The sequence below is a fragment of the Bradyrhizobium sp. AZCC 2176 genome (genome assembly GCF_036924645.1).
In the GTDB taxonomy this organism is placed as follows: domain Bacteria; phylum Pseudomonadota; class Alphaproteobacteria; order Rhizobiales; family Xanthobacteraceae; genus Bradyrhizobium.
The window spans coordinates 4,935,550-4,961,910 of the sequence record NZ_JAZHRX010000001.1; the positions used below are offsets into that span (position 1 = coordinate 4,935,550).

A 26,361-nucleotide genomic window follows, 5' to 3' on the forward strand; every position below is an offset into this window, starting at 1 on the left:
CATCCCGCCCATCAAGGCGTTCTCGCACTCAAGACCGTCACACCGCAACGGTTCCTTCCATGCAATGATTGCAAGCTCGAATTGTAGGAGGGACCTGCGGGTGCGGCATCCGCTCCTTTCGGCCAATGGTGGAATTGTGAAATGCAGGACGCGGTGCGCGAGATCGTCTGCGCCTTTCGCCCCATCGCCCTAGCTGTCCTCTTGGACTGCACGGCCCACCTCCCAAAGCGCCCTTGTTTGGTCCGGAACGCTGCGGAAGGCATATTTGTATGCGATATGCCAGGAAGCAATTGGATATTGCTTCCGATCGTCTCCCCGGCTGATTTGTCGCAGACGTTGGTAAAGACGGACCGCCGGTTGCAAACAAAAAATGGCCCCGGAAAACCGGGGCCATTGGTCCAAATCATCGACGGCCGGATCGTTTGTCTGATCGCGCCGATCGGCAGAAGCCCTGTATTTTCAGGACTCAGAGGCCGAAACGGGGGAGGTCGCCGTTGCGGATGGCGATGCGGCTGCTGGCGGTCAGCAGGCGGTCGATGGAAGCCATCAGGCGGCCGAACAGGGTGCTGGAGGGCAGCAAGCCGATGGATGCAGTCTTGGACATGTTTGTCCCCTTTCGTCAGTTGCGGAGCAGTTCCGCTTCGTGTCGGGGAACAGAATATGTATACCAGATGCCAGCTACAACAGGCTTGTTTGCATAGCAGCAATTTCGAGTTTGCATTGCAGCAAAATTAACGAAATTGGCACTCCAGATCGAAAAAGGCCGCCGGAAACCGGCGGCCTTTGTACTCCAGAGGACCAGGCGGATTTATTCCGCCGCCTGCTTCCGCGGCGGATCGAGCGCGCCCGAATCGTGGATTTCGGCCACCTGGTGGTCGGAGAAGCCGAGAACCTGGCGCAGGATCTCGTCGGTGTGCTCGCCGAGCAGCGGCGAACGCGTCACCTCGCTCGGTGAATCCGACAGCTTGATCGGATTGCCGACCGAGATGTACTTGCCGCGGGTAGGATGATCGACCTCGACCACGGTGCCGGTGGCGCGCAGCGACTGGTCCTCGATGATCTCCTTCATTGAAAGGATCGGGCCGCAGGGGATGTCGTCCCTGTTGAGGATTTCCATCGCCTCGAACTTGGTCTTGGTCATCGTCCACTGCTCGATGCGGGCGAAGATCTCGTTCAGGCGCGACAGCCGGGCGGGCGGCTTGGCGTAGTCCGGATGGGTCTTCCAGCCGGGCTCGCCGATCACGTCGCAGATCTTCTCCCACACCGGCGCCTGGGTGATGAAATAGAGGTAGGCGTTCGGATCGGTCTCCCAGCCCTTGCACTTGACGATGCGCCCGGGCTGGCCGCCGCCGGAATCGTTGCCGGCACGCGGCACGGCATCGCCGAACGGAATGCCCTCGCCGAACTGGCTGTATTCCTTCAGGGGTCCATGGGCGAGGCGCTGCTGGTCGCGCAGTTTGACGCGCGCCAGATTGAGCACGCCGTCCTGCATCGCAGCCGTAACCTTCTGGCCCTGGCCGGTGACGGTGCGCTGGTAAAGCGCGGTGACGATGCCGAGCGCCAGATGCAACCCGGTGCCGCTGTCGCCGATCTGCGCGCCGGTGACCAGCGGCAGCCCGTCGCGGAAGCCGGTGGTCGAGGCCGCGCCGCCGGTGCACTGCGCGACATTCTCATACACCTTGCAGTCTTCGTACGGCCCGGGGCCAAAACCCTTGATCGAGGCCACGATCATCCTCGGGTTGATGGCGTGGATCTTCTCCCAGGGAAAACCCATGCGGTCGAGCACGCCGGGGCCGAAGTTTTCGACCAGAACGTCGCAGGTCTTGATCAGCGCGGTGAGGACTTCCTTGCCCTTTGGGTTCTTGGTGTCGAGCGTGATCGAGCGCTTGTTGTGGTTGAGCATGGTGAAATACAGGCTGTCCACGTTGGGAATGTCCTGTAGCTGACCGCGTGTGATGTCGCCGACGCCGGGGCGCTCGACCTTGATCACGTCGGCGCCGAACCAGGCCAGCAATTGCGTGCAGGTCGGACCCGACTGAACGTGGGTGAAATCGAGAATGCGAACGCCCGTAAGCGCCTTTGTCATCGTCTTTGCTCCGTACTGTATCTGTGCTGCGTATGCAGGATGAATGAGTTGAAGTCGGTTATTTCTTCTTCAAAACGCTCTGCGGATTGAGGTTGCCGATGCGGCCGCTCTCGGAACCGGCCGCCGGATCGATCACCGCGTTGATGAGCGTCGGCTTGCCGGAATCCATCGCGGCGTTGACGGCCCGCTTCAGCTCGTCGGGGGAGGTGGCGTTAATGCCGACGCCACCGAAGGCTTCCATCATCTTGTCGTAGCGCGAGCCCTTGACGAACACCGTCGTCGCCGGATCGGAGCCGCCCGCATTGACGTCGGTGCCGCGATAGATACCGTCATTGTTGAAGATGACGATGCAAACCGGAAGCTGGTAGCGGCAGATGGTTTCGATCTCCATGCCGGAGAAGCCGAACGCCGAGTCACCCTCGATCGCGAGCACCGGCTTGCCGGTTTCGACGGCAGCCGCGATCGAATAGCCCATGCCGATGCCCATCACGCCCCAGGTGCCGACGTCGAGCCGCTTGCGCGGCTTGTACATGTCGATGACGCCGCGGGCGAGGTCGAGCGTATTGGCGCCTTCGTTGACCAGGATGGCGTCGGGCCGCTCCTTGATGATGGTGCGCAGTGCGCCGAGAGCGCCGTGATAATCCATCGGCGAGGCGTTGCTCATCAGCTTCGGGGCCATCTTGGCGACGTTGTCGTCACGCTTCTTGTTGACGGTATTGACCCAGTCCGCCGGCGCGGCGGACCAATTGCCGCCCATGCCTTCGAGCAGCGCGGACACGCAGGAGCCGATATCGCCGACCACGGGGGCGACGATCTCGACGTTGGAGTCCATTTCCTTCGGCTCGATGTCGATCTGGATGAATTTCTTCGGGGCATCGCCCCAGGTCTTGCCCTTGCCGTGCGACAGCAGCCAGTTGAGGCGGGCGCCGATCAGCATGACGACGTCGGCGTCCTTCAGCACGGTCGAGCGCGCGGCTCCCGCCGACTGCGCATGGGTGTCGGGCAGCAGGCCCTTGGCCATGCTCATCTGCAGGAACGGCGCGCCGGTCTTTTCGACGAAGGCGCGGATCTCGTCGTCGGCCTGCGCATAGGCTGCGCCCTTGCCGAGAATGATGAGGGGCCGTTTCGCGCCCTTGAGCACGTCGAGCGCGCGCTTGACGGCCGACGGGGCAGGGATCTGGGCTGGGGCTGCGTCGATCACCTTCACCAGCGATTTCGCGCCGGCAGCCGCATCCATCACCTGGCCGAAAAGCTTTGCCGGCAGGTCGAGATAAACGCCGCCCGGGCGGCCCGAGACGGCGGCGCGGATCGCGCGCGCCAGACCGATGCCGATGTCGGCGGCGTGCAGCACGCGGAAGGCCGCCTTGCACAGCGGCTTGGCGACCGCGAGCTGGTCCATTTCTTCATAGTCGCCCTGCTGCAGGTCGACGATCTCGCGTTCGGACGAGCCCGAAATCAGAATCATCGGAAAGCAGTTCGTGGTGGCGTGGGCGAGCGCAGTCAGGCCATTGAGGAAACCGGGCGCCGAAACGGTGAGGCAGACACCCGGTTTCTTGGTGAGATAGCCGGCGATGGAAGCCGCATAGCCGGCGTTCTGCTCGTGGCGGAACGACAATACGCGAATGCCCTCGGCCTGCATCATGCGTCCGAGATCCGTGATCGGGATGCCCGGCACACCATAGATGGTGTTGATGCCGTTGAGCTTGAGCGCATCGATGACGAGATGAAAGCCATCCGTCAGCTCCTGCTCGGTGCCCGGTGCTTCGGACTTGGTCGCGGTATTCAGCATGGGCTTCATCTCCCTGATCGTTCCCTGATCGTTTTGGTTCGGACGAGTTTTCGTCGTCTTCTGGTGCGAAGTTACGTTTAGCTAAAAAGTTCCTGCCCGTGCGCTTCGACGTAGGCGGCAAGTCCCAGCGTGTGATCGCGCGCGCGCTTTTCGGCGAGTTCAGTGTCGCGTGCTTCCAGCGCTTCGATGATGCCGAGATGCTCGGGCAGCGAGGTCGCGGTGCGATCTTTCCGGCCGATGGTCAGTTGCCGGTAGCCGCGCACGTGCAAGAGGATGTCATTGGTCATATCGACCAGCACCGGCGACTCGGACAGCGAGATTAGCGCCTGATGGAAGGCGATATTGGCCTTGGAGTATTCCTCGATATGATCCTGCGGCAGGCGATCCTTGCCAAAATCCTTGAAGAAATCGCGGAGCGCCGTGATGTCCTTCTTGCGCGCGGTGGTCGTGATCAGGCGTGCGGCCATGCTCTCGAGCGCGGCCCAGGCGCGGATCATGTCGACGATCTCGGTCTTGGTACGGCGGACCACGACGATGCCACGGCGCGGCACGGTTTTGACGAAACCGTCCTGTTCCAGCATCGCGATGGCTTCGCGGATAGGGGTACGGCTGACGCCGAGGCGTTCGGACAGCGCGCGCTCGTCGAGCATCACCTGCTCGGGCGTCGCATAGATGTCCATCTTGAGAATAGCTTCCTTCAAGGCCTCGTAAGCCTTGTTCTTGAAGCTCGTCTCGGGCGCAATCCGGACGATTGCAATATCTGCCTCAGCCATGACAGGCGGCGCCTTGGTTTGTTTACGTGCGGGCACGACTCGTCTCCTCCCTGTTTTGGAGACGTCTTCTTAGCAGAAGAAACACCCGAATATTTTTGGCATACCAAATACCACCATGTCAAGATGCCCGTGTTTTCGCTGTTTCTGCGCGATAGTTTGTCTTGACAATCTGATCTCTGGCATACCAAATGCCATAAAACTAGCCCCAGGAGGAAGCCAATGTCAAATACTGCAGATGCGGCCCGCAAGATCGCCGAGCCCAGCGCCCACGAGGCTGTCCGCCGGGTGCTCGATACGGTGAAAGCCGAGAAGCGCACCAGCCTCACCGCGCCGGAAGGCAAGCTGGTGTGCGATGCCTATGGCATCCCGGTTCCGAAGGAAGGCGTGGCAAAGTCCGCAGCCGAAGCTGCCAAGCTCGCAACCGGCATGGGCTTCCCAGTGGTGATGAAGATCGTATCGCCCGACATTCTCCACAAGACGGAAGCCGGCGGCGTCGTGGTTGGCGTCAAGACCGCGACTGAAGCGGAAAAGACCTACGAGACTATTCTCGCCAACGCCAAGAAATATAAGGCCGACGCCAAGATCGAGGGCATCCAGGTCCAGCAGATGCTGGCCGGCGGCACCGAGGTCATTGTCGGCTCGATCACCGACGGCTCGTTCGGCAAGCTGGTGGCGTTCGGCCTCGGCGGCGTGCTGGTCGAAGTGCTGAAAGACATTACCTTCCGCCTCGCACCTGCGACCAAGGACGATGCGCTGTCGATGCTCGACGGCATCCAGGCCCATGACATGCTGAAGGGCGTGCGCGGCGGCGATCCGGTCAGCCGCGACGCGCTGGCGGACGTCATCGTCAAGGTATCGCAGCTCGTCAGCGACTTCCCCGAAATCGTCGAGCTCGACCTCAACCCGGTGTTTGCCACCAAGAAGGACGCGATCGCCGCCGACGTGCGCATCGTCGTCGACTTCGACTACAAGCCGCGCCCGGCGCCGCGTCCGACCGAGGAAATCGTCACGGCGATGAACCGCATCATGCAGCCGAATGGCGTTGCCGTGATCGGCGCTTCCGCCGAGGACGGCAAGATCGGCAACTCCGTGATGAAGAACCTGATCAACGGCGGCTACAAGGGCGAGATCTATCCGATCCACCCGAAGGCCGCCGACATCCTGGGCTACAAGGCCTACAAGAGCGTCAAGGACGTGCCCGGCGTGATCGACACGGCGGTGTTTGCGATCCCCGCAAAATTCGTCGCCGGCGCCTTGGCCGAATGCGGCGAGAAGAAAATTCCGGGCGCGGTCCTGATTCCCTCGGGCTTTGCCGAAGCGGGCGCGCCTGAACTGCAGGCCGAGATCGTCGAGGTCGGCAAGAAGTACAATATCCGCCTGATGGGGCCGAACATCTACGGCTTCTATTATACCCCGGCCAATCTCTGCGCGACGTTCTGCACCGCCTACGACGTCAAGGGTTCGGCAGCGCTGTCGTCGCAGTCCGGCGGCATCGGCATGGCGATCATCGGCTTCTCGCGCTCGGCCAAGATGGGCGTTTCCGCGATCGTCGGCCTCGGCAACAAGTCCGATATCGACGAGGACGATCTGCTCGCCTTCTTCGAACAGGATCCGAACACTGCGATCATCGCGCAGCACTGCGAGGACTTGAAGGACGGCCGCGCCTTTGCGGAAGCTGCCAAGCGCGTCTCCAAGAAGAAGCCGGTGGTCGTGCTGAAGGCGGGGCGTACCTCGGCCGGCGCCAAGGCGGCCTCGTCGCATACCGGCGCGCTCGCCGGCAACGACAAGATCTATGAGGACGTGCTCGCTCAGTCCGGCGTGATCCGCGCCCGGTCCCTGCGGCAATTGCTCGAATTCGCACGTGGCGTGCCGGTGCTGCCGACGCCGAAGGGCGAGAACGTACTGATCATCACCGGCGCCGGCGGCTCCGGCGTGCTGCTGTCGGACTCGGTTGTGGATAACGGCCTGTCGCTGATGACGATGCCGCCGGACCTCGACGCCGCGTTCCGCAAATTCATCCCGCCGTTCGGCGCGGCCGGAAATCCTGTGGATATCACCGGCGGCGAGCCGCCGATCACCTACGTCAACACGGTCAAGCTCGGCCTGTCGGATGAGCGGATTCATTCGCTGATCCTCGGCTACTGGCACACGATCGTGACCCCGCCGATGGTGTTCGCCCGCAACATGGTCGAGGTGAAGAAGGAGATGGAGGCCAAGGGCTTTGTGAAGCCGATCGTCGCCTCGCTCGCCGGCGACGTCGAGGTCGAGGAAGCCGCCGAATATCTCTACCAGAACGGCATCCCGGCCTATGCCTATTCGACCGAACTGCCGGTCGAGGTGCTGGGCGCCAAGTACAAGTGGGCGCGCGGCGCGGGCCTGCTCTGATCTTATCAACGATAAATGCCGCTCCCGAGACTATCCGGAGCGGCATTTCTCTAGGGTCATCCCGGGGCGATGCGAAGCATCGAACCCGGGATCTCGAGATTCCGGGTCTGGTCCTTCGGACCATCCCGGAATGACGAACGCAAAAGCGGCAGGTCGCGATGAAGAGAGACGTGATCCGGCGCAAGGCCATCGAGCCGAAATCCAGTGCAGACCATGAGGCCGACGCGCGCGATAGCGGCGTCCAGTCGGTCGATCGCGCGCTCTCGATCATCGAAACGCTGGCGGAAGACGACGAGGGCTATCGCCTGAGCGATCTCGCCATTCGCACCGGGCTGTCGACCTCGACTGTGCATCGTCTGCTGGGGACGCTGGAAAACCGCCGCTTCGTACAGTTCGACCGCACCGAATCGAAATGGCATGTCGGCGCGCGCGCCTTCACGGTGGGCGCGACGTTTGCCCGCAGGCGTAATTTCTCGGCGCAGGCGGTGCCATACTTACGCAAGCTGCGCGACCTGACGCGCGAGACGGCGAACCTTGCCGTCGTCGACGATGAATTCATCATCGTGCTGACGCGCATGGAAAGCCGCGAGATCATGCGTTCGCTGACCAAGGTCGGCGGCCGGGTCGCCATGGTGGCCTCCGGCGTCGGCAAGGCGGTGCTGGCGACCTATTCGGATGCTGACGTCAGCGCCATCATCCATCATCACGGCATGCCGCGGTTGACGGAAAAGTCGATCGTGCGGCCGGGCGACCTGTTCAAGGAACTGGAGAAGATCCGCCGCCAGGGTTTTGCCATCGACGACGAGGAGGCCTGCATGGGCCTGCGCTGCATCGCGGCCGTCGTCTACAACGACTGCGCCGAGCCCTTGGCGGCCATTTCCGTCTCGGGCATGACCAGGCGCCTGACCGACGAGCGGCTGCCGATGCTCGGGCAAACGGTGCGGGAGGTGGCGGCGGAATTGACGGTGGCGCTCGGTGGCGTGATGCCGGAGGCGAAATCGGCCTGAGTCGGGTTTGCGGTCCGTCATTGCCCGCGAAAAATTAGGTCTGGCGGCGAGAGCCCCGACATCGCTATATCCATCCAACGCTGTCCATGGCGCGGCTTCGAGGGGTAATGTCCTTCGATTCAGCGATTTGGGGAAATTCATGCCTTCTGAAACCCGCTCGCCCCGTCTCGCGGTTCTGATCGATGCTGACAACGCCTCCGCAAAGATTGCAGACGGATTGTTCGAGGAGATCGCCAAGATCGGCGAGGCCAGCGTTCGCCGCATCTACGGCGACTTCTCCAATGCCCGATCCAAGGGCTGGGCCGATATTCTGTCGAAGCATGCCATCATACCCCAACAGCAGTTCGCCTATACGACCGGAAAGAATGCCTCCGACATAACCCTCGTCATCGACGCAATGGATCTGCTTCATAGCGGTCGGTTCGACGGATTCTGCCTCGTGTCATCAGACAGCGATTTTACGCGCCTTGCCGCCCGCATCCGGGAGCACGGCGTCGATGTGTTCGGGTTCGGCGCGCAGAAGACGCCGGAAAGCTTCAGGCAGGCCTGCCGAAGATTCTTCTACACCGAGAACCTGCTTGGCGGCACGGCCAACATTCAGGATGCCGCCTCGAAGTCGAGTTCGCTCCAGCCGCCTGATGCAGCCACCCCGATCATCAAGAAGATTATCGCCGAGATGGAAAGCGAAGATGGGTGGGTCGATCTCGGGGAAGTCGGAAAACGGATTACCAACCTGGCCCCCGATTTTGATTCGAGGACCTTCGGTTCCCGCAAGCTGAGCGACCTCGTGCGAAAGACAAACGCTTTCGAGATCGATCAGCCCAAGGGCGGGTCCATGCGAATTCGGATCAAGTCCACGGCCGAATCGCTCCCGAAGACGAAAACCGCTCGAAAACCTGCGGGGTGAGTAACCGAAAGCTGCTTGAGCCCGACCGCAATGCGCGCAACCACAAGCCATCCATGATTAACGGCATGGCACAGGCCCGCTTTTGTGACGGTTTGCGTACGCCGGCCCCGGTGTGCGCCGCGCCACCATCATGGACCGGCATCCACAAACCTTCACATGAACGGGACATTGAGCGGTCACGCTGACATCCACTAGCAGTCATCCTTACCGGCTACTGCCGATCACGGCGAAACGAACTTCTCAACCGCTGATTGCGCAGATGACCGAAAAAGGGTTAGCTTCGCCGAATTTAGGAGAGCGCGATGACGCAACCGATTCCAGAAGCGATCCAGGCTGAGCGTCTCACCGCGACACTCCGCCGAACTGGCGTGCTTGGCGAGGCTCACGTCAGCGATGTCACGGTCGAAAGCTCCCGCGATACCATCCTCTCTCGAATTATTCGGGTGCGCTTGATGTACAGTGTACCGACCGACGACGCCCCACGCTCCCTCATCTTCAAGACTTGTCACCCTGATCGCGTCGGAGATGCGCTGCATGCCGGCCGTCAGGAGGTCGCATTTTATGATCAGGTTGCGCCACTGATGGTGACCAACATAGTGCCTCGCTGTTTCGAGGCGTATCGCGATGCAGAAACGAGCGCGTGGCATCTCCTCCTTGAGGACCTCACAGAAACCCACGCCGTCCCGACGCAGTGGCCGCTGCCGCCCACAAGGCAGCAATGTGGAGCAATCGTTCGAGCGCACGCTCGCCTCCATGCTTCTTGGTGGGACAGCCCGCGACTCGGCGTCTCCGTAGGGACGTGGCTCGATCCCGAGGCCATGGATCGGCAGATGCAGCTTGTCGCGAGCGACTTCCAACGTTTTGCTGATCGCGCGGGTGACCTACTGTCGCGCGAGCGGCGCCGGCTCTATGAACAATTGCTCGGCTCTGCACCTCGTCTGCTTCGGCGCTATCACTCACATCGAAACTTTACGATCACCCAAGGCGACGCGCATGTTTGGAATACGTTTTTGCCGCGAGATCATCAATCTGACGATGCTCGACTGTTCGACTGGGATAGCTGGCGCCTCGATGTCGCATCGAGGGACCTTGCCTACATGATCGCGATGCACTGGTATCCTGACCGTCGACAAGCGATGGAACGTTCACTCCTCGACGAATACCACGAGACGCTGGTTGCCCACGGGGTCCAGGGCTACGACCGACATGTGCTCGAAGCCGATTATCGATTGTCGGTGCTGTGGCAAATTACGACGCCCGTGTGGCAAGCTGTGAACAATATCCCCGCCGTGATCTGGTGGAATGGTCTTGAACGCATCATGCTTGCCGTCGATGATCTCGATTGCAGGTCGCTACTTACCTGAACCCAAGTCCGAATTGGTTCAGAATCTCACCTCTTGGGAATGACCGCTGGTGCAGCGGACGGTTGGCGGGGCCTCCCGATCCGCTAGACTGCCCTCCAACGGATGAGCGGACGCGGTTGCGTCGTCTGCCGCAAGAAGATGCAAGGGGAAAAGCATGGGCCGGAAGATCGCGATCGTCGGGGCTGGCGCCGTCGGCGGGTATGCCGGTGCCCATATGGCGCGGGCGGGCGAGGACGTCACGTTCATCGATCCCTGGCCCGACCATGTCGAGCACATGCGCAAGCACGGGCTGCGCGTCACCCACGCCATGGATGTCGCGGAATTCTCGGTGCCGGTGCGCGCGCTCCACGTCACGGATGCGCAGCGGCTCGCCAAGGAGAGGCCGGTCGACATCGCCTTCGTTTGCATGAAGTCCTACGACACCGCCTGGGCCACCATGCTGATCCAACAATATCTGGCGCCGGACGGCTATGTCGTGTCGCTGCAGAACTGCATGAACGAAGAGACGATTGCCGGCATTGTCGGCTGGGGCAAGACGCTCGGCTGCATTGCCAGCAGCATTACGGTGAACCTGCCGGAGCCCGGTCATATCCACCGCGGCGCCGGCAAGGGCGGGGCGGCGCACACGGTGTTTCGCGCCGGCGAAGTCCATGGCCGCATCACCCCGCGGGCGGAGGAAGTCTGCCGCCTGGTCGGTTACTCCGACAGTGCCAAGGTGACGGACAATCTGTGGGGCGAGCGCTGGTCGAAACTGGTCGCCAACGTCATGGGCAACGGGCTCTCCGCCTGCACCGGCCTGCCGGGCGCGGAAATCCTGCAAAGCGAGCCGCTGCGCCGTTTCGCGACCAGGCTCGGCAGCGAAGCGATCCGCGTTGGCCAGGCGCAAGGCTATCAACTGGAAGAGATATTGCATCTGCCGCCGGAGACGATCGCGCGCGCCGGCGAAGGTGACGAGGCGGCGATGCGCGTCTGCGACGAGCAGCGGTTCAAGGACGGCAAGCGTACTTCTTCGCAGCAGCGTCCCTCGATGGGACAGGACATGCAGAAGGGCAGGCGAACGGAGATCGAATTTCTCAATGGGCTCGTGGTGCGCGAGGGCGAGAAGATCGGCATTTCCTGCCCCGCAAATGCCGCGCTGACGGATATCGTCAAGCGCGTGGAGCGCGGTGAACTGAGCCCGGACCCGCGGCACATCACGGAACTGCGGTTGAACTGAACGGCTTTGCGTCGTTGCGGGGCAACGATATTGCCAAAGCTTACTGACCCGGCACCGGTCAGTGACTGTTCAGCGCTTCCCCACGCGCCATCCCATTTCCCAGAAGTCGGCTTCAAGCCGGGTCGCTTCCTTGAAGATCGCGATCAGCTCCGCCTCACGGGCCGGCGTGGCATAGAGATCGGCGAGACCTTCGAGGTGCGACCGCGCCTTCGCCGCGACTTCCTGATAGGGTGCCCCGGCATACTCGGCGATCCAGACGCTATACGGGTTTGTTGCAGCGAGCGCATTGGGCCGCGCGGCGAGCCGCGTCGCGATCTCGGCGTAACCGATTACGCAGGGGGCGAGCGCCACCTTGAGCGCCAGCAGATCGCCGCGCATTCCCGCGTCGAGCACGTAGCGGGTATAGGCCAGCATCTCGACCGCCGGAGGTGCTTGTTCGAGATCGGTGGCCGACAGGCCCCAGCCGGCGCAGAGCTTCACATGCAGGTTCATCTCGACGTCGAGAATGGCTGAGAGGCCGGACGCCGCTTCGCGCATGTCAGCGAGCGTGGGCGACTTGTAAACGGAGAGCGCGTAGGCACGGGCGAACTCGATGAGGAACAGGTAATCCTGGACGAGGTAGTGGCGAAACGCCGCTTCGACGAGCGAACCGTCTGCCAGCCCCTCCGTGAAGGGGTGTTCGGTATAAGCCCGCCACTCGGCGGATGCTGCTGTCTTCAGTCGCTCGAAGAAACTCATGATCTTCCGTCGGCCTTTCGTTTCAAGGCGTGCTCGGCGCACCAAGGGTATCGCGTTTTCGAGCGAAGTGGATACCGTTAGGTCCAGAAAGTGCCCAGGAACGGGCAATGGATCGGATTTGGAGCATTCGCCTCGCCAAGCTGCGCGTTCGTTGTTTACGATCGAATAACTCGGTCCGATGAAACTTGGGCATGGGAAATCGCCATGGGAATAAAAAACCTCGCTGCCGGGTCCATGGCAGCCCTTGCTCTCAAACTCTACACGGTCGCGGCGCTCGCTGCGGCCGTCATCGGCAATCTCGGCTTCACGTCGCCTGCAATGGGTGAGCCGGCGGCACTCACGAAAAAGCAGTCGGATGCGCTCAATACGTACAACAATTCACTGGGCCATTTTGAGGCAATCCTGGGCCAGCGGCGCGCGCAGATCAATTCGAACCAGCGGTTACCGAACCTGCCGGGACAGGCACTCTACCTTGCACGCAACAACATGATGAGCGCCTACAAAGACCTCACCGACGCGCTTCCGTCCAAAATAGGCAGGCCCAACAAATACGGAATCCCTCCGGCATATTTTAGCGCCGACAATGAGCCGCTGCTCGATGAGTACAGGAGGCTCTTCGACCTCATGCAGGCGCCTCCCGCCAACGCGCAGAAATCAGATACGCCATTCAAGGATGTCGTCGATTTGGGCACTGCCATTGCACGAGCCAGGGGCCTTGATGCGGCCAATGCCGAAGCGGCAGGCCGTATCTGCCTGGGGCTGTTCTTTGCCGAGACCAATGGCAATCAGAACATCGGGAATGCGCGCTCGAATAAATACAAGGGCAGTTTGCAAACAGGTGTATCCGAAGATCAAAATGGTCGAAGGAAGTGGGCGGCGATAAAGAAGTCGATAGCAGCCTTTGATCCTGCACTGAACGTTCGCGACGACAGGGAAGAGGCGCGGGTCGGTAATCAGGATCATCGGTTCAACCACTGGACCGCCGTGCGCGATGGCCTGATGAGCGCGCACGCGGATATTTTCCCGCAAGTACCGGCGATCGTGAAAATCCTGCCAGATCCGATCGATCAGATGAAGCTCTTTGAACTCATCCAGATTATTCCCAGCCCGACCAGGTCCGCACTCGGCTCACGCAACCTGGTCGACTACAGAATTTCCGACCCGAAGATCATGGCATATCTGCGAAACAACAGCATTTTCACCCTTGGGCAAGCCGACAGGACCAGAACATCCGCCACGTTCCGCGAAATTCTTGATGCGATGTGGCTCTTCAACGACAAGTTTGAACGAGCGCTTTCCAAATTCGACGAGATCAAGGCGCGGTCAAAGGGTTGAAGCCGGCAGGTCGGAATCGGATGCCAGCTGGCCCCGCCACCCCGCCATCAGAGCGGACCAAGCATGGCCCACCGGGGCTCGCAGAATTCCTTCACGGCCGCCGTGACACCGCTGCTGATGATTTCCCGGCGCTCGGGCGAATTCATCTTGAGCTCTTCGTCCCGGTTGATGATCGAGCCCGCCTCGAGCAGGACGGCGGGCATCTGGGTCTTTCTCAGCACGATGAGCTCATCGTAGCGATAGACGCCGGTTTCCTTGTTCAACAGCGGGCGCTGGTGCCGGCCCATGATGGCCTGGGTATATTGCTTGGCATAATCAAGACCCTGGGCTTTCATCTCCTTGCCGATCAGTTCGGCGAACGAGAGGCTCGTCTTGAAGTCCGGATTGCTGCGGGAGACGAAGACGGAATAGCCGGTGAAGCGGTCGCTGAAGTGGCTTTTCTTTCCCTCGAATTCCCAGTCCTCGAGGAGTTTGTCGGGCACGGAGTCATGGTGGATCGACAGGAAGAGATCGGCGCGCAGATCGTTGGCGGCGGCGACCCGTCTGACGAGGCTGCGCCTGGCCTTGCCCTCGGTCAGGAGCAACCTCGCCTCAGCGAAGCCTTCAGCCTTCAACTTCTCCTCGATCCGCTTCGCAAGGCGCAGATTGAAGACAAATTCGGAGACGTTGCGGGCACTGATCGCGCCTTCTGATTCGGCGGTATGTCCCACGTCCAGAACGATCCGGAACTTCGAGGGATCGCACCGGGTTGCGACTGGTTTCAACGCGGCAGGGTTCAGGCTGACCGGCCCCAGCGCGGCAAGCTTTACGGAGCGGTGCTTTGGCGAGGCGGCAGGCTTCGCCAAAGTGGCCGGCTTGCGTGAAGCGACGTGCTTTGGCGATTTGGCTTGTCTTGTCGATTTGGCTTGCTTTGACGGGCTTTTGAAGAGATCCGATAGCCAGCCGGCATCGCTGACCTCGATCGGCAGAAGCACCGTTGCGGCCATCGCGGCGATGATGGTGCGGCGGCGGGGCCAAAATCCCGAAGCGATACTGCCGAGAACACAAATGAACTCGCGTCGCTTCATGCTCGCCCCTCCCGAAGGCCATTATAGCAGCCCAAAGCCGCGGCGTCCTGGACACCACGCATGCGCGGGGTATGACGGTCTGTGCGCGGGGCGCCGTCCAGTTCATCGGCGAAGCCGGCAATTGAGTTGTTTCATTGAGCGAATGCCCCAACCGTCTGATCTGACATGATTTTTCAGCGGCCATTCCACATCGCGGGAAACAAATTCGAGCCCGTTGAGGTCGCTGATTGCAGCCGTGATGATCGCATCAGAGCAACACGGTCAAGCGAGGGCGACATGGCGAAGATGCGAGCGATCGATGCGGCCGTACGAATCCTGGAAAAGGAGGGCGTCACCATCGCCTTCGGTGTTCCGGGCGCGGCGATCAATCCGTTGTACTCCGCGCTGAAGAAGCGGGGTTCGATCGGCCACATCCTGGCGCGCCATGTCGAGGGCGCCTCCCACATGGCGGAGGGTTATACCCGCGCCAAGGCCGGCAACATCGGCGTCTGCATCGGCACCTCGGGTCCGGCCGGCACCGACATGATCACGGGGCTCTATTCGGCGATCGCGGACTCGATCCCGATCCTGTGCATTACCGGGCAGGCGCCGCGCGCGCGGCTCTACAAGGAAGACTTTCAGGCCATCGATATCGAATCGATCGCGAAACCCGTGACGAAATGGGCGGTCACCGTGCGCGAGCCGGCGCTGGTGCCGCGCGTGTTCAGCCAGGCGTTTCACGTCATGCGTTCGGGTCGTCCGGGTCCGGTCCTGATCGACCTGCCGCTCGACGTGCAGCTCGCGGAAATCGAATTCGACGACGAGACCTATGAGCCTTTGCCGGTCTACAAGCCGGCGGCGACGCGCAAGCAGATCGAGAAGGCGCTCGAAATGCTCAACGCCGCGGAGCGGCCGCTGATCGTCGCGGGCGGCGGCGTCATCAATGCCGATGCCTCCGAACTCCTGGTGGCGTTCGCTGAAACCGTCAACGTTCCGGTGGTGCCGACGCTGATGGGCTGGGGCGCCATCCCCGACGATCACGTGCTGATGGCCGGCATGGTCGGCTTGCAGACCAGCCACCGCTACGGCAACGCGACCATGCTGCAATCCGATTTCGTGCTCGGGATCGGCAACCGCTGGGCCAACCGGCACACCGGTTCGATCGAGACCTACACCAAGGGTCGAACTTTTGTGCACGTCGATATCGAGCCGACGCAGATCGGGCGCGTCTTTAATCCCGATTTCGGCATCGTGTCGGACGCCAAGGCGGCATTGGAACTGTTTGTCGCCGTTGCCAAGGAGTGGCGCAAGGCCGGCAAGCTGCGGGAGCGGCAGGCGTGGCCGGCGGCGTGCCAGGACCGCAAGCGCACCATGCTGCGCAAGAGCCATTTCGACGACATGCCGATCAAGCCGCAGCGCGTCTATGAAGAGATGAGCAAGGCGTTCGGTCGCGACACTTGCTACGTCAGCGTGATCGGATTGTCGCAGATTGCCGGCGCGCAGTTCCTCGGCGTCTATGGCCCGCGCAACTGGATCAATGCAGGGCAGGCCGGTCCGCTCGGCTGGACGCTGCCGGCGGCGCTCGGCGTGCGCGCGGCCGATCCGACCCGCAATATCGTCGCGTTGTCGGGCGATTATGATTTCCAGTTCCTGATCGAGGAGCTCGCCGTCGGCGCGCAGTTCAAGCTGCCCTACATCCACGTCGTCGTGAACAATTCCTATCTCGGACTGATCCGTCAGGCGCAGCGCGGCTTCGACATGGACTATCACGTCCAGCTCTCCTTTGAGAACATCAACGCACCCGAGCTCGGAGTCTATGGCGTCGACCACGTCGCGGTGGCTGAGGGACTGGGCTGCAAGGCGATCCGCGTCACCGATCCGAACCATGCGCAGGCGGCGTTCGCGACCGCACGGGAATGGATGGCGGAATTCAAGGTGCCTGTGGTCGTCGAGTTCATTCTTGAGCGCGTCACCAACATCTCGATGGGCACCGAGATCGACAACATCGTCGAATTCGAGGAGGTGCTCGATCTGCCGCTGGACGACACGCCGGCCAAGTCGAGCGCGCCACAATCCGGCAAGCTGTTGCCGGCATAAATCGAGGAGAGTAGATCGTGCCAAAATTTGCCGCCAATCTTACCATGCTGTTCGGCGAGTTGCCGTTCCTCGATCGCTTCGCCGCCGCCAAGGCCGCCGGCTTCAACGGGGTGGAATATCTGTTCCCGTATGATTTCGACAAGGCCGAGTTGCGGGAGCAATTGCACCAGCATGGGCTGACCCAGGTGCTGCACAATCTTCCCGCGGGCAACTGGGCGGCCGGCGAGCGCGGTATCGCCATTCTGCCTGACCGGGTCGAGGAGTTTCGCGACGGCGTCGCGCGCGCGGTCGACTACGCCAAGGCGCTCGATTGCCAGCAACTGAACTGCCTGGTCGGCATTGCGCCTGACGGAGCCGATGCGGCCGAACTCAACGAGGTGCTGGTTGGCAATCTGCGCTTCGCCGCGGATGCGCTCGCCAGGGAGCGGATCAGGCTTCTGATCGAGCCGATCAATACGATCGATATTCCCGGCTTCTTCCTGAACAAGACTGCACAGGCGCTTCAGATCATTGCCGATGTGCGATCGAGCAATTTGTTCGTGCAGTACGACATCTACCACATGCAGATCATGGAGGGCGACATTGCGCGCAGCCTGCAAAAGCACCTGGCCCGCATCGCCCATGTCCAGCTTGCCGATAATCCCGGCCGCAACGAGCCGGGTACGGGCGAGATCAACTATCCCTTTCTGTTCCGTCATCTCGACGCTATTGGTTATCGCGGCTGGGTCGGGTGCGAGTACAAGCCGAGGACGACGACGGTCGAGGGCCTCGGTTGGCACGCCGCGCTGACGGCCGACACCTGAACAAGAAACGATTGAGGGGAGTTGAAATGATCGATATCGGCTTTATTGGTCTCGGCACCATGGGGCGCCCGATGGCAGGCCATCTCCAGGCCGCCGGCCATCACCTGTTCCTTCACGATGTTGGGCCGATTGCGCCTGAACTCGTTGCCGCCGGCGGCGTGGTCTGCAAATCGGGCAAGGAAGTCGCCGAGAAGGCCGATGTGGTCATCATCATGGTGCCGGATACGCCGCATGTGGAAGCGGTCCTGTTCGCGCCTGATGGCGTCGCGGCCGGGCTCTCGAAAGGGCAGATCGTCGTCGACATGAGCTCGATCTCGCCGCTCGCCACCAAGGAATTTGCCAGGAAGGTGGAAGCGCTCGGCGCCGACTATCTCGATGCGCCCGTCTCCGGCGGCGAAGTCGGCGCCAAGGCGGCCAGTCTCACCATCATGGTCGGCGGACCGGAGCGTGCGTTCAACGCCATGAAGCCGGTGTTCGACAAGATGGGCAAGAACGTCACCCTTGTCGGCGGCAATGGGGACGGGCAGACCACCAAGGTCGCCAACCAGATCATCGTGGCGCTGACGATCGAGGCGGTCGGCGAGGCGCTGCTGTTCGCGTCGAAGGCGGGCGCGGATCCGGCGCTGGTGCGGCAGGCGCTGATGGGCGGCTTTGCATCGTCGCGCATTCTCGAAGTGCATGGCGAACGCATGGTGAAGCGCAACTTCGAGCCGGGCTTTCGCATCGAGCTGCACCAGAAGGATCTCAATTTGGCGCTGGAGGGCGCCCGTGCGCTCGGCATTTCCTTGCCCAGCACGGCGGTCGCCCAGCAATTGTTCAGCTCCTGCACCGCCCATGGCGGCAAGGCGTGGGACCATTCGGGCATGGTGCGTGCGCTGGAGATGATGGCGAGCCATCAGGTCGCCAAAGGCTGATTTCTCCTAAGACTGAATTCCCCTGTGACTGGAACCGCGTCGAAATTTCGACGTGGCTCTTTTTGCTGCCGCATTGGAACCGGAACCTTCTCACGCTTCCAATGGTTGAGCCGCATCATCAATTCACTGGAGGATGTGATGAATAATCGTTTGGCTGTTTCATTGATTGCCGCCTCGCTGCTGGTCCCAGGCGCGGCATTTGCCCAGTCGACTACTGCTCAAGGTGCGGCGGAGGGCGCCGCGAGGGGCGGCGAAGTAGGTGGCCCGGTCGGTGCGATCGTCGGCGGCACCGTGGGTGCCGCGGTCGGCGCGGCCGTGGAAATTCCGAACGCGGTGATCACCTCGATCCCGCGTGACCGTTCTGTTGTGGTTCGTGAGGAGGTCGTGGTCGGCGAGCCGCTGCCGCCGACCGTCCAACTGCGCACGGTGCCGCGACATACAGAATATCGCTATGCGGTCGTCAATGATCGCCGTGTGATCGTAGAGCCGCGCACGCGCAGGGTCGTCAGGATCCTCGACTGACGGGCGCGGCATTTGACAAGCTATCCTCGCGGGTTGTTGGCCCGCGAGGATTTTTTGCGACGGACGCTATGGCAGCGATCGCTGCGCGCGCCGGATCGTCCAGTCGAGAGCTGCAGCAGCCGCGAGGCCAAGGGATGCTGCCAGCGCGTCGACCACAAAGTCTTCCATCCGCGCGTGCCGGCCTGGTGCCAGGAACTGCAGCACCTCGATCAGGCCAGTGAAGGTGATGACAAGGGCGGCCGTACGCGGCCGGTCGCGCGTGTAAGCCAATCCGAAAGCCAGTCCGAGCAGCACGAAGGCGAGCGCGTGCTCGCCGTTCTGTCCCAAGGTTGAGTGTGGCCGTTGTTCCGCCGGTCCGAGCGTCGCAAAGGCGATGGCGGCGGCGAGGCCCCAGGCGAATAGTCGAAGAATGATCGTCATCGCGGTGGCATAGCACGGTTTTATGTGCCGGATACCCCGTGCACGCGAAGTGGCGATCCCGTGGTTAATTGCCCTCAGAGCGGCTCCCGTACGCCCATACCGTGCATGAAGCGCTCCCGGATTTGTACGGGATCGCGCCGGGTGGTGCCGACACCCGGCTTGTCATCGATACGCACGCCGATCAGTGTCGGGCCTGCGGCCGACATCGACGCTTCGATCAGGCGCTCGAAATCGTCTTCATCCGCCGCCCAGGCGCTGTTGGTGAGCCCGCTCGCGACTGCGATGGCAACGATGTCGGCAGCGGCCGCACCCGGCGTCGGTTGCGCGCCGGTGATCTGGTAGATGCCGTTATCCATCACCACCATGGTGAGGTTCTTCGGTGCCAGCGTCGCGATGGTCGAGAGCGAACCCAATTGCATCAACAGCGACCCGTCGCCCTCCAGCGCGAACACGCGCCGGTGCGGCTGTGCCAGCGCCACGCCGAGCGCGATAGGGAAGGCGAGGCCCATGCTGCCGAGCATGTAGAAATTCTGCGGCCGGTGGCCAGCGGCCCACAGGTCGAAATTGGTGTTGCCGATGCCGCCGATCACGGCTTCCTCGTTCTTCAATTTCGCGATCAGCCGCGAGGTGAGATCGAAGCGGTTCATGACCTTGGTATTGCGGGCCGGGTTGTCGTTGTTCATGGGATCGCTCACCTGTCGAAGACCTTGCCGCCGGTCAGCAGCGGCGAGAGGATCAGCGCCACCGGCGCCTGCGTGGTGATGGCCTGCTTGATGGAGCGGTCGACGATGAACTCGAACTCGTCGAGCCGTGTCGCGGTATGGTGCTCCATCGCGAGCGAATCCAGCACCGGGCGCATGGTGCGGCATACCAGCGACTGGCCATAGTTGAATTCGCCGAGCGTGCCGCGCTCGGAGACGAACATGATCAGCGGGATCTGATAGGGGATGGCCAGCGACGCCAGCACGTTCGCGAGCGTGGCAAATCCGGACGTCTGCATCAGCACCGCGCCGCGCATGCCGCCCATCCACGCGCCGGAGACGATGCCGACCGCTTCCTCCTCGCGAGCAGTAGGGAAGGTCGTGAAGAAGGGATCGGCGTGCAGGTTCTTGATCAGCGTCGTCAGGACGCGGTCGGGCACGTAGGGGACCAGACGGATATCGTTGCGCTTCATCGTTTGCAGCACGATGCCGTGCCAGCTCTTCTCAGAGGTTTCGGGCGAGGTTTTTTCCTCCGCAACCGCCATCTTGATCTCCTTTACCCGCGACGATCTTTCGTTCGTGCTCATCCCTGTAGCGGCGAAACTTGACGCCATCGGCGGGATTGTCAACATGTCCCGATCGTATCCGGCTCTGCGTCTCGCGGCGCTACAGTCGGCATGCGACGATGTGAGATAACAAGAAAAATATCGGGAGGGGATGCCATGGGCGGGTGGTTCCGGATCGCTGCCGCAGCAGCGGTCATCCATATCGCAGCAGCGGCTGTGCATATCATGTGTGGCAGCGCACTCGCCCAGCCGATTTTTCCGTCGAGGCCCGTGCATATTTTCGTGCCCTATCCCGCCGGCGGGGGCGTCGATGTGCTGACGCGCGCGCTCGGCGATGTCGTCGCCAGGCAATGGGGGCAGTCCGTTGTCGTGGAGAACCGCCCTGGCGCCGGTGGCGTGATTGCCTCACAGGCGGTCGCAACCGCGCCGCCTGACGGCTACACCCTGATCATGGTGGCGAGCGGCCATGCCACCAATCCGTTCCTGTATTCCAAGATCCCCTACGACACGTTCAAGGATTTCACGCCGGTCTCGCTGCTGGCGTCGTCACCCAATATCCTGCTGGTGCGGGCCGACTCTCCGTTCAAGACGCTGGCCGAGATGATATCGGCGGCAAAAGCCAAGCCGGGAAGCCTGTCCTTTGCCCATGCCGGCAACGGTACGTCGACGCATCTCGCAGGCGAACTCCTGAAGAACCTGGCCAGGGTCGATCTCACCGCCGTCCCCTACAAGGGCGGCGCGCCCGCGATCAATGATCTGCTCGGCGGACAGGTTCCGATGTCGTTCAACAACGGCCCGGAATCGGTTGGCCAGCTTCAGGCCGGCACGCTTCGCGCGCTCGCCGTCACCACGGCTTCGCGCGCGCCGTTGCTGCCCGATGTACCCAGCATGTCCGAGACCGTGCCGGGCTATGACACCGGCGTCTGGTGGGGCCTGCTCGGACCGGCCGGAATGCCGTCCGATGTGCTGGCCAGGCTGTCGCAGGATTTTGTCGCGGCTCTCAATACCGACGCCGTCAAGGAACGGCTGACCAAGCTCGGCGCGCAACCGATCGGTAGCACGCCGCAACAATTTGATGCCAAAATCCGCGACGACTACGAGAAATGGGGGCCGATCATCAAGGCCGCCGGAATGAAAGCGGAATAGTGAAGGGGCGCGTCCCATGATTCCCGCCTGCCTGCCGCCCCGCGAGGTCAGCCGTCCGAGCGTTCCGCCACCGCCGGGCGCCTGTGACACGCATGCGCATGTGTTCGGACCGGCGGATCGTTTCCCCTATGCGGACGATCGCAGCTACACGCCGCCGGACGCGCCGCTGGAAAAATACCTCGGCATGCTCGATGCGATCGGCTTTACGCGCGGCGTGCTGGTGCAGGGCAGTGCGCATGGCCGCGACAATTCGGCGATGCTCGATGCGCTGAGGCGCGAGCCCAACCGCCTGCACGGCGTCGCGGTAGCGGACGCCGGGGTTTCGCCGGACGAACTGCGTGCGTGGAACGCGGTTGGCGTCCGCGGCTTGCGCTTCAATCACTTCTTTCGTGGCGGGCAGTTGCATTATCGTGGCGGCGTTCCGCTGAGCGAAGCGGAGAAACTCGCGCCCGTCATGGCCGAACTCGACTGGCATCTGCAACTGTGGATCGACGTCAAGGATTTGCCGGAGACGATTCCGCTCTTGAAATCGCTGCGGCTACCGGTCGTGATCGACCATATGGGACGCACCGACGCCCGTGCCGGTACCGGCACCGCAGGCTTCCAGAGTTTGCTTCGCTGCGTTGGCGAGGGCTGGTGCTGGGCCAAGCTGCCGGGCGCGCATCGCCTCAGCCAGAACGCGCCTGATTATCCCGACGCGCGGCCGTTTCATGATGCGCTGGTGAAGATCAATCCGGAGCGGCTGGTGTGGGGCGGTGACTGGCCGCATCCGCGCGTCGAGGGCGAAATGCCCGACGCCGGGCACCTGTTCGAGTTGTTTCAGACGTGGACGCCTGATAGAGCGACGCAGCAGCGCATCCTTGTCGATAACCCCGCCAAGCTCTACGGCTTCCCGAACTGAAGTTGCCAGGAAATATCGTCAGGAAAAGTCGTCAAGAAAAACTGTGAGAAAGTTGCCAGGAAACATGACCGTCAACAACAAGCGCGTGTTCTACGTCAAATATCTCGCCCACGAGATCTATATCGATATTCTGAAAGCGCGCGCCGACGTTCGGCTCGACCGGCTGGAGAACGAAAGTCCCGATGCCGTCGCCGCGCCAATATTGTCGGCCGCGCATGCCTATCAGGTCGGAGCGGCGCGCGACGAGATCGCAAAACATTTCCATGTCGGTCGGGATTTGCTGAAGCGGGCGCCGAACCTCCTGATTGTGTCGTCGAACGGCGCGGGCTTCGACCCCGTTGATGTCGATGCCTGCACGGCGGCCGGCGTGCTCGTCGTCAATCAATCCGGCGGCAACGCCAATTCGGTTGCCGAACATGCGCTCGGCATGCTGCTGACGCTGTCCAAGCGCATTCTCGAATCCGACCGCGCGCTGCGCCGCCAGGCCAACGTCAATCGGAACGCCCTGATCGGCAACGAGGCGCAGGGAAAGACCATCGGCATCGTCGGGATCGGCAATGTCGGCCGCCGTATCGCCGAGCTCTGCAACGGCCTGCTGCATATGAAGGTGATTGCCTACGATCCCTATCTGACCGCGGAAGAAATCGCCGCCCGTGGCGGCGAAAAGGTTGAGCTTCACGATCTGATGCGCCGCTCGGACTTCGTCTCGATCTCATGCCCCCTGACCAAGGACAATCGCCGCATGATCGGCGCCCGCGAGTTCGCGCTGATGCAGCCGCACGCATTTTTCATCACCACCGCGCGCGGCTTCATTCACGATGAGGAAGCGCTGTACGAGGCGTTGCGCGACAAGCGGATTGCGGGCGCCGGTCTGGATGTCTGGGACAAGGAGCCGCCGCCGCCGGAGCATCCGCTGCTGCAGTTCGACAATGTGCTGGCGAGCCCGCACACGGCAGGCGTCACCAAGGAAGCGCGCATGAACATGGGCAAGATCGCCGCCGAACAGATTCTCGATGCGCTCGACGGCAAGCGGCCGCCGCGCATCGTCAATCCCGAAGTGTGGCCCGATTACGTCAAGCGCTTCGAGCGGGCGTTTGGGTTTGCGCCGAAATAGGCCATCACCTCCGCGAGAGACGATTCCATGACGGCCGAACCGGCAGAGTTTTTCTACGAGTCCCAGGGGCTGCGGTTGCACTATGTCGACTGGGGCAATGAAGCCGCGCCACCCCTGGTCCTGGTCCATGGCGGGCTCGACCATTGCCGCAACTGGGATGCGATCGCGCGGGAATTGCAGCCGCATTTCCATATCGTGGCTCCCGACCTTCGCGGGCACGGCGATTCCGAATGGGCGCGGGGAAGCAGCTACAGCCTGGTCGATCATGTCTATGACCTGACCCGGCTGATGCGCGTTGCTGAGTTGCAGGATGCAGCCATTGTCGGTCACTCGATGGGTGGGATGGTCGCGCTGGCCTATGCCGGAACCTACCCGGCGCAGGTCTCGCGCCTTGGCGTGCTGGACGGCGCCTTCCTGTCAGGCTCGCAACCGGCGCCGATCGCCGAACAGATGTCGCGCTGGATCGACCAGCTCGACCGTATCTCGGAATATCAACCGAGCGCGTTCCAGACGATCGAGGAGGCGGCAAAGCGATTATCGGCGCGCAACAAACGCCTGACACCGGCGCTGGCGCTTCATCTGGCGCAGCACGGCGTCCGCGAGGGCGCCGACGGCCTCTATCGCTGGAAGTTCGACCATTATCAGCGAGCGAGGGCGCCGTATCGGCTGTCGGTGGATGATTACGCCGCGTTGTGGTCGCGCATCACCTGTCCAACGCTGTTGATGTGGGGCGACGAAAGCTTTCTTCCCGATCCTGAAAGTTTGCTCACGCACTTGAACGGAGCCGAATTGCAAAAGATCGCGGGCGCCGGACATTGGCTCCATCATGACCGGCTCGATGTGGTCCTCGCATCGCTGCGACGATTTCTCGATGCGTCACAGCCTGCATAAAATTGAGCAGGGCAAGGATGCCGGATCACCGGCCCACGAGCCAAAAAATCGGCGGAGAAAATTTCATCCGTCGGTGGGTCGATTGCGGCAATAAATCCACTGCCGAAGGGCGTCCTGACGAAGCACGCATTGCTATTTTCCCAGGGATCTCGACTAGTTAGCCGCTTGCGACCATTTTCCGTGTGCGCCCTCGTTCCACCGGCGCCCATGGAAGATGTCAGATGCGACAGGTTCGTTCATTTCTGCGCAGAGCCCCGTCCCGGATCGGACGCCGGCTGGCCCAGATCGTCGCTATCGCCGCCGCCAGCCTGCCGGCCGCCGGCGCTTAAGGCACGCGTCCTTACTTCTCCGACACCACCTTTAGTTCCGCCAGCGCTTGGTCGAGCGTCTCGACCAGCAGGTCAGCATGCTCCGTGCCGAACACCAGCGGCGGCCGGATCTTGAGCACGTTGCCGTGCGGGCCGGCCGAGCTGATCAGCACGCGCCGTTCACGCAGCAAGTTCACGATGCGCGGCGCCTCCGCTTCGGCAGGCGTTCCCGTTTGTCCGCCGTGCCGCAGTTCGACGCCGACGAATAGGCCGGCACCGCGGATTTCCGCGATCAATGGATGTCGCGCCTGTAGCTGCCCGAGCAATTTGACCAGATAGGCGCCGGTGCGTTGCGCGTTCTGCATCAACCCTTCGGATTCGATCACGTCGATCACCGCAATACCGGCAGCGGCGGACACCGGGTTGCCGCCGAACGTGTTGAAGTAGCGCGATCGCCGGCCAAACTCGGCCAGCAAGTCCGGGCGCGCCGCCATCCCGGCGACCGGATGGCCGTTTCCCATCGGCTTGCCCATGGTGACGAGATCGGGGACGAGGCCGTGGCGAGCAAAGCCCCACATCTGTCCGCCGCAGCGGCCGAAGCCGGGCTGCACCTCGTCGGCGATGAAAAGTGCGCCTTCCTTCCGCACGGCCTCGACCGCCGGTCGCAGAAACCCGGGCGGGTCGGCGAACACGCCATCGCTGGAAAAGATCGTGTCGACCAGAAGCGCGGCCGGGCGAATGCCGCTCTTTCTCATGTCCTCCAAGACGTCGCTGACATGACCAGCTAAGATTTCACCGGCGTTCGCAGCCGAAACCGGCGCCGGCACAAGCCGCACGTGACTGCCTTCTGGAAGCGAAAGTCCCAGTGAAGGCGACAGTTCGGCCAGCGCGCTGGTGACGCCGTGATAGGCGTTTGCAGTGACGATGAAGCCGGTACCGCCGGTGCAGGTCCGTGCGACGCGCATGGCAAGGTCGTTGGCCTCGCTGCCGGTGCAGGTGAACATGACGTGACCTATCTCGGATGGAAACGTCGCGAGCAGCTTTTCCGCGAAGTCAAGCACGGTCTCATGCAGATAGCGGGTGTGCGTGTTGAGCACGGCGGCCTGCCGCGCAATCGCCTGCACGACGTGCGGGTGGCAGTGCCCGACGGACGCGACGTTGTTGTAGGCGTCCAGATAGCGATGGCCGGCAGCGTCTTGGAGCCAGACGCCTTCGCCGCGGACGAACTGCACCGGCTGATCGTAGAACAGGCGATACGCCGGCCCGAGCAGACGGTTTCGCCGAGTGATCATGCCTTGTGTCGAAATGCGCTCATCGGCGACAGACATCTCT

The 26,361-nt window shown here is 62.3% G+C and carries 24 protein-coding genes; 14 read left to right on the forward strand and 10 right to left on the reverse strand.

All coding sequences use genetic code 11. The features are described from left to right. Nucleotides 1-466: 466 nt before the first annotated feature. The 4 genes from V1288_RS23225 to V1288_RS23240 form a co-directional block, all read right to left on the reverse strand. Complete coding sequence (locus V1288_RS23225; RefSeq protein WP_334359251.1) at nucleotides 467-604, reverse strand: hypothetical protein; 138 nt, start codon at nucleotides 602-604, stop codon at nucleotides 467-469. A gap of 204 nt (nucleotides 605-808) precedes the next feature. Continuing rightward, a complete protein-coding gene (gene frc, locus V1288_RS23230) occupies nucleotides 809-2,086 on the reverse strand; it encodes a formyl-CoA transferase (RefSeq protein ID WP_334359252.1) in 1,278 nt (425 codons plus the stop codon). Nucleotides 2,087-2,144: 58 nt separating this feature from the next. Next, a complete protein-coding gene (gene oxc, locus V1288_RS23235; RefSeq protein ID WP_334359253.1) occupies nucleotides 2,145-3,875 on the reverse strand; it encodes an oxalyl-CoA decarboxylase in 1,731 nt (576 codons plus the stop codon). Nucleotides 3,876-3,952: 77 nt separating this feature from the next. Continuing rightward, nucleotides 3,953-4,648: a GntR family transcriptional regulator gene (locus V1288_RS23240; RefSeq protein WP_442894042.1), complete on the reverse strand. Its 696-nt coding sequence runs from the start codon at nucleotides 4,646-4,648 to the stop codon at nucleotides 3,953-3,955. Nucleotides 4,649-4,867: 219 nt separating this feature from the next. On the opposite strand from V1288_RS23240, the gene V1288_RS23245 reads away from it, so the two are divergent. The 5 genes from V1288_RS23245 to V1288_RS23265 all read left to right on the forward strand — a co-directional run bounded on the left by V1288_RS23245 (nucleotide 4,868) and on the right by V1288_RS23265 (nucleotide 11,527). Continuing rightward, nucleotides 4,868-7,033, forward strand: a complete 2,166-nt coding sequence (locus V1288_RS23245; RefSeq protein WP_334359255.1) for an acetate--CoA ligase family protein — start codon at nucleotides 4,868-4,870, stop codon at nucleotides 7,031-7,033. Between the two features lie 158 nt (nucleotides 7,034-7,191). Then, on the forward strand, nucleotides 7,192-8,040 hold the full coding sequence (locus tag V1288_RS23250) for an IclR family transcriptional regulator (protein WP_334359256.1): 849 nt from the start codon (nucleotides 7,192-7,194) through the stop codon (nucleotides 8,038-8,040). Between the two features lie 139 nt (nucleotides 8,041-8,179). After that, complete coding sequence (locus tag V1288_RS23255; protein ID WP_334361380.1) at nucleotides 8,180-8,947, forward strand: NYN domain-containing protein; 768 nt, start codon at nucleotides 8,180-8,182, stop codon at nucleotides 8,945-8,947. 302 nt (nucleotides 8,948-9,249) lie between these two features. Beyond that, nucleotides 9,250-10,311 carry an aminoglycoside phosphotransferase gene (locus V1288_RS23260; protein ID WP_334359257.1) on the forward strand — a complete coding sequence of 354 codons (1,062 nt, stop codon included), beginning with the start codon at nucleotides 9,250-9,252 and terminating at the stop codon, nucleotides 10,309-10,311. A 154-nt stretch (nucleotides 10,312-10,465) separates the two neighbouring features. Then, entirely contained in the window at nucleotides 10,466-11,527 is a 1,062-nt protein-coding gene (locus V1288_RS23265) for a ketopantoate reductase family protein (RefSeq protein WP_334359258.1), read from the forward strand. Nucleotides 11,528-11,596: 69 nt separating this feature from the next. Here the strand turns inward: V1288_RS23265 and tenA are convergent, their stop codons facing one another. After that, nucleotides 11,597-12,265: a thiaminase II gene (gene tenA, locus V1288_RS23270; protein WP_334359259.1), complete on the reverse strand. Its 669-nt coding sequence runs from the start codon at nucleotides 12,263-12,265 to the stop codon at nucleotides 11,597-11,599. Between the two features lie 234 nt (nucleotides 12,266-12,499). On the opposite strand from tenA, the gene V1288_RS23275 reads away from it, so the two are divergent. Next, nucleotides 12,500-13,600: a hypothetical protein gene (locus tag V1288_RS23275; protein WP_442894043.1), complete on the forward strand. Its 1,101-nt coding sequence runs from the start codon at nucleotides 12,500-12,502 to the stop codon at nucleotides 13,598-13,600. A gap of 47 nt (nucleotides 13,601-13,647) precedes the next feature. On the opposite strand, the gene V1288_RS23280 is transcribed toward V1288_RS23275, so the two are convergent. Beyond that, the gene (locus V1288_RS23280; RefSeq protein WP_334359261.1) at nucleotides 13,648-14,667 is read right to left on the reverse strand and encodes an N-acetylmuramoyl-L-alanine amidase family protein; all 1,020 of its coding nucleotides are present in this window, start codon (nucleotides 14,665-14,667) and stop codon (nucleotides 13,648-13,650) included. Between the two features lie 276 nt (nucleotides 14,668-14,943). Here V1288_RS23280 and gcl point away from each other — a divergent pair, with 276 nt between their 5' ends. From gcl to V1288_RS23300, 4 genes are all read left to right on the forward strand, one after another. After that, entirely contained in the window at nucleotides 14,944-16,743 is a 1,800-nt protein-coding gene (gene gcl / locus V1288_RS23285; protein ID WP_334359262.1) for a glyoxylate carboligase, read from the forward strand. Between the two features lie 17 nt (nucleotides 16,744-16,760). Beyond that, on the forward strand, nucleotides 16,761-17,546 hold the full coding sequence (hyi, locus tag V1288_RS23290) for a hydroxypyruvate isomerase (RefSeq protein WP_334359263.1): 786 nt from the start codon (nucleotides 16,761-16,763) through the stop codon (nucleotides 17,544-17,546). 11 nt (nucleotides 17,547-17,557) lie between these two features. Next, entirely contained in the window at nucleotides 17,558-18,460 is a 903-nt protein-coding gene (locus V1288_RS23295; RefSeq protein ID WP_334359264.1) for a 2-hydroxy-3-oxopropionate reductase, read from the forward strand. Between the two features lie 138 nt (nucleotides 18,461-18,598). Further along, nucleotides 18,599-18,982, forward strand: coding sequence for a DUF1236 domain-containing protein (locus V1288_RS23300; protein ID WP_334361381.1), 384 nt, complete (start codon nucleotides 18,599-18,601; stop codon nucleotides 18,980-18,982). A gap of 66 nt (nucleotides 18,983-19,048) precedes the next feature. Here the strand turns inward: V1288_RS23300 and V1288_RS23305 are convergent, their stop codons facing one another. The 3 genes from V1288_RS23305 to V1288_RS23315 all read right to left on the reverse strand — a co-directional run bounded on the left by V1288_RS23305 (nucleotide 19,049) and on the right by V1288_RS23315 (nucleotide 20,648). Next, on the reverse strand, nucleotides 19,049-19,402 hold the full coding sequence (locus tag V1288_RS23305; protein ID WP_334359265.1) for a VanZ family protein: 354 nt from the start codon (nucleotides 19,400-19,402) through the stop codon (nucleotides 19,049-19,051). Between the two features lie 74 nt (nucleotides 19,403-19,476). Beyond that, nucleotides 19,477-20,085: a thiamine pyrophosphate-dependent enzyme gene (locus V1288_RS23310; RefSeq protein ID WP_334359266.1), complete on the reverse strand. Its 609-nt coding sequence runs from the start codon at nucleotides 20,083-20,085 to the stop codon at nucleotides 19,477-19,479. Nucleotides 20,086-20,093: 8 nt separating this feature from the next. After that, nucleotides 20,094-20,648: a decarboxylase gene (locus V1288_RS23315; protein ID WP_334359267.1), complete on the reverse strand. Its 555-nt coding sequence runs from the start codon at nucleotides 20,646-20,648 to the stop codon at nucleotides 20,094-20,096. Nucleotides 20,649-20,825: 177 nt separating this feature from the next. Here V1288_RS23315 and V1288_RS23320 point away from each other — a divergent pair, with 177 nt between their 5' ends. The 4 genes from V1288_RS23320 (at nucleotide 20,826) to V1288_RS23335 (ending at nucleotide 24,721) form a co-directional block, all read left to right on the forward strand. After that, complete coding sequence (locus tag V1288_RS23320; RefSeq protein ID WP_334359268.1) at nucleotides 20,826-21,815, forward strand: Bug family tripartite tricarboxylate transporter substrate binding protein; 990 nt, start codon at nucleotides 20,826-20,828, stop codon at nucleotides 21,813-21,815. Between the two features lie 16 nt (nucleotides 21,816-21,831). After that, nucleotides 21,832-22,716, forward strand: coding sequence for an amidohydrolase family protein (locus V1288_RS23325; RefSeq protein WP_334359269.1), 885 nt, complete (start codon nucleotides 21,832-21,834; stop codon nucleotides 22,714-22,716). 64 nt (nucleotides 22,717-22,780) lie between these two features. Then, nucleotides 22,781-23,830, forward strand: a complete 1,050-nt coding sequence (locus tag V1288_RS23330) for a hydroxyacid dehydrogenase (RefSeq protein WP_334359270.1) — start codon at nucleotides 22,781-22,783, stop codon at nucleotides 23,828-23,830. A gap of 27 nt (nucleotides 23,831-23,857) precedes the next feature. Further along, nucleotides 23,858-24,721, forward strand: coding sequence for an alpha/beta fold hydrolase (locus V1288_RS23335; RefSeq protein ID WP_334359271.1), 864 nt, complete (start codon nucleotides 23,858-23,860; stop codon nucleotides 24,719-24,721). 340 nt (nucleotides 24,722-25,061) lie between these two features. Here the strand turns inward: V1288_RS23335 and V1288_RS23340 are convergent, their stop codons facing one another. Then, nucleotides 25,062-26,357 (reverse strand): aspartate aminotransferase family protein, encoded by a 1,296-nt coding sequence (locus V1288_RS23340; protein WP_334359272.1) that lies wholly within the window; start codon nucleotides 26,355-26,357, stop codon nucleotides 25,062-25,064. Nucleotides 26,358-26,361 lie beyond the last annotated feature (4 nt).

Excerpts from the sequence above, each read along its gene's own strand:
- V1288_RS23225 (WP_334359251.1), bottom strand. The coding sequence starts at position 604 with ATGTCCAAGACTGCATCCATCGGCTTGCTGCCCTCCAGCACCCTGTTC.
- frc (WP_334359252.1), bottom strand. The coding sequence starts at position 2,086 with ATGACAAAGGCGCTTACGGGCGTTCGCATTCTCGATTTCACCCACGTT.
- oxc (WP_334359253.1), bottom strand. The coding sequence starts at position 3,875 with ATGCTGAATACCGCGACCAAGTCCGAAGCACCGGGCACCGAGCAGGAG.
- V1288_RS23240 (WP_442894042.1), bottom strand. The coding sequence starts at position 4,648 with ATGGCTGAGGCAGATATTGCAATCGTCCGGATTGCGCCCGAGACGAGC.
- V1288_RS23245 (WP_334359255.1), top strand. The coding sequence starts at position 4,868 with ATGTCAAATACTGCAGATGCGGCCCGCAAGATCGCCGAGCCCAGCGCC.
- V1288_RS23250 (WP_334359256.1), top strand. The coding sequence starts at position 7,192 with ATGAAGAGAGACGTGATCCGGCGCAAGGCCATCGAGCCGAAATCCAGT.
- V1288_RS23255 (WP_334361380.1), top strand. The coding sequence starts at position 8,180 with ATGCCTTCTGAAACCCGCTCGCCCCGTCTCGCGGTTCTGATCGATGCT.
- V1288_RS23260 (WP_334359257.1), top strand. The coding sequence starts at position 9,250 with ATGACGCAACCGATTCCAGAAGCGATCCAGGCTGAGCGTCTCACCGCG.
- V1288_RS23265 (WP_334359258.1), top strand. The coding sequence starts at position 10,466 with ATGGGCCGGAAGATCGCGATCGTCGGGGCTGGCGCCGTCGGCGGGTAT.
- tenA (WP_334359259.1), bottom strand. The coding sequence starts at position 12,265 with ATGAGTTTCTTCGAGCGACTGAAGACAGCAGCATCCGCCGAGTGGCGG.
- V1288_RS23275 (WP_442894043.1), top strand. The coding sequence starts at position 12,500 with ATGGCAGCCCTTGCTCTCAAACTCTACACGGTCGCGGCGCTCGCTGCG.
- V1288_RS23280 (WP_334359261.1), bottom strand. The coding sequence starts at position 14,667 with ATGAAGCGACGCGAGTTCATTTGTGTTCTCGGCAGTATCGCTTCGGGA.
- gcl (WP_334359262.1), top strand. The coding sequence starts at position 14,944 with ATGGCGAAGATGCGAGCGATCGATGCGGCCGTACGAATCCTGGAAAAG.
- V1288_RS23300 (WP_334361381.1), top strand. The coding sequence starts at position 18,599 with ATGAATAATCGTTTGGCTGTTTCATTGATTGCCGCCTCGCTGCTGGTC.
- V1288_RS23305 (WP_334359265.1), bottom strand. The coding sequence starts at position 19,402 with ATGACGATCATTCTTCGACTATTCGCCTGGGGCCTCGCCGCCGCCATC.
- V1288_RS23310 (WP_334359266.1), bottom strand. The coding sequence starts at position 20,085 with ATGAACAACGACAACCCGGCCCGCAATACCAAGGTCATGAACCGCTTC.
- V1288_RS23315 (WP_334359267.1), bottom strand. The coding sequence starts at position 20,648 with ATGGCGGTTGCGGAGGAAAAAACCTCGCCCGAAACCTCTGAGAAGAGC.
- V1288_RS23320 (WP_334359268.1), top strand. The coding sequence starts at position 20,826 with ATGGGCGGGTGGTTCCGGATCGCTGCCGCAGCAGCGGTCATCCATATC.
- V1288_RS23325 (WP_334359269.1), top strand. The coding sequence starts at position 21,832 with ATGATTCCCGCCTGCCTGCCGCCCCGCGAGGTCAGCCGTCCGAGCGTT.
- V1288_RS23330 (WP_334359270.1), top strand. The coding sequence starts at position 22,781 with ATGACCGTCAACAACAAGCGCGTGTTCTACGTCAAATATCTCGCCCAC.
- V1288_RS23335 (WP_334359271.1), top strand. The coding sequence starts at position 23,858 with ATGACGGCCGAACCGGCAGAGTTTTTCTACGAGTCCCAGGGGCTGCGG.
- V1288_RS23340 (WP_334359272.1), bottom strand. The coding sequence starts at position 26,357 with ATGTCTGTCGCCGATGAGCGCATTTCGACACAAGGCATGATCACTCGG.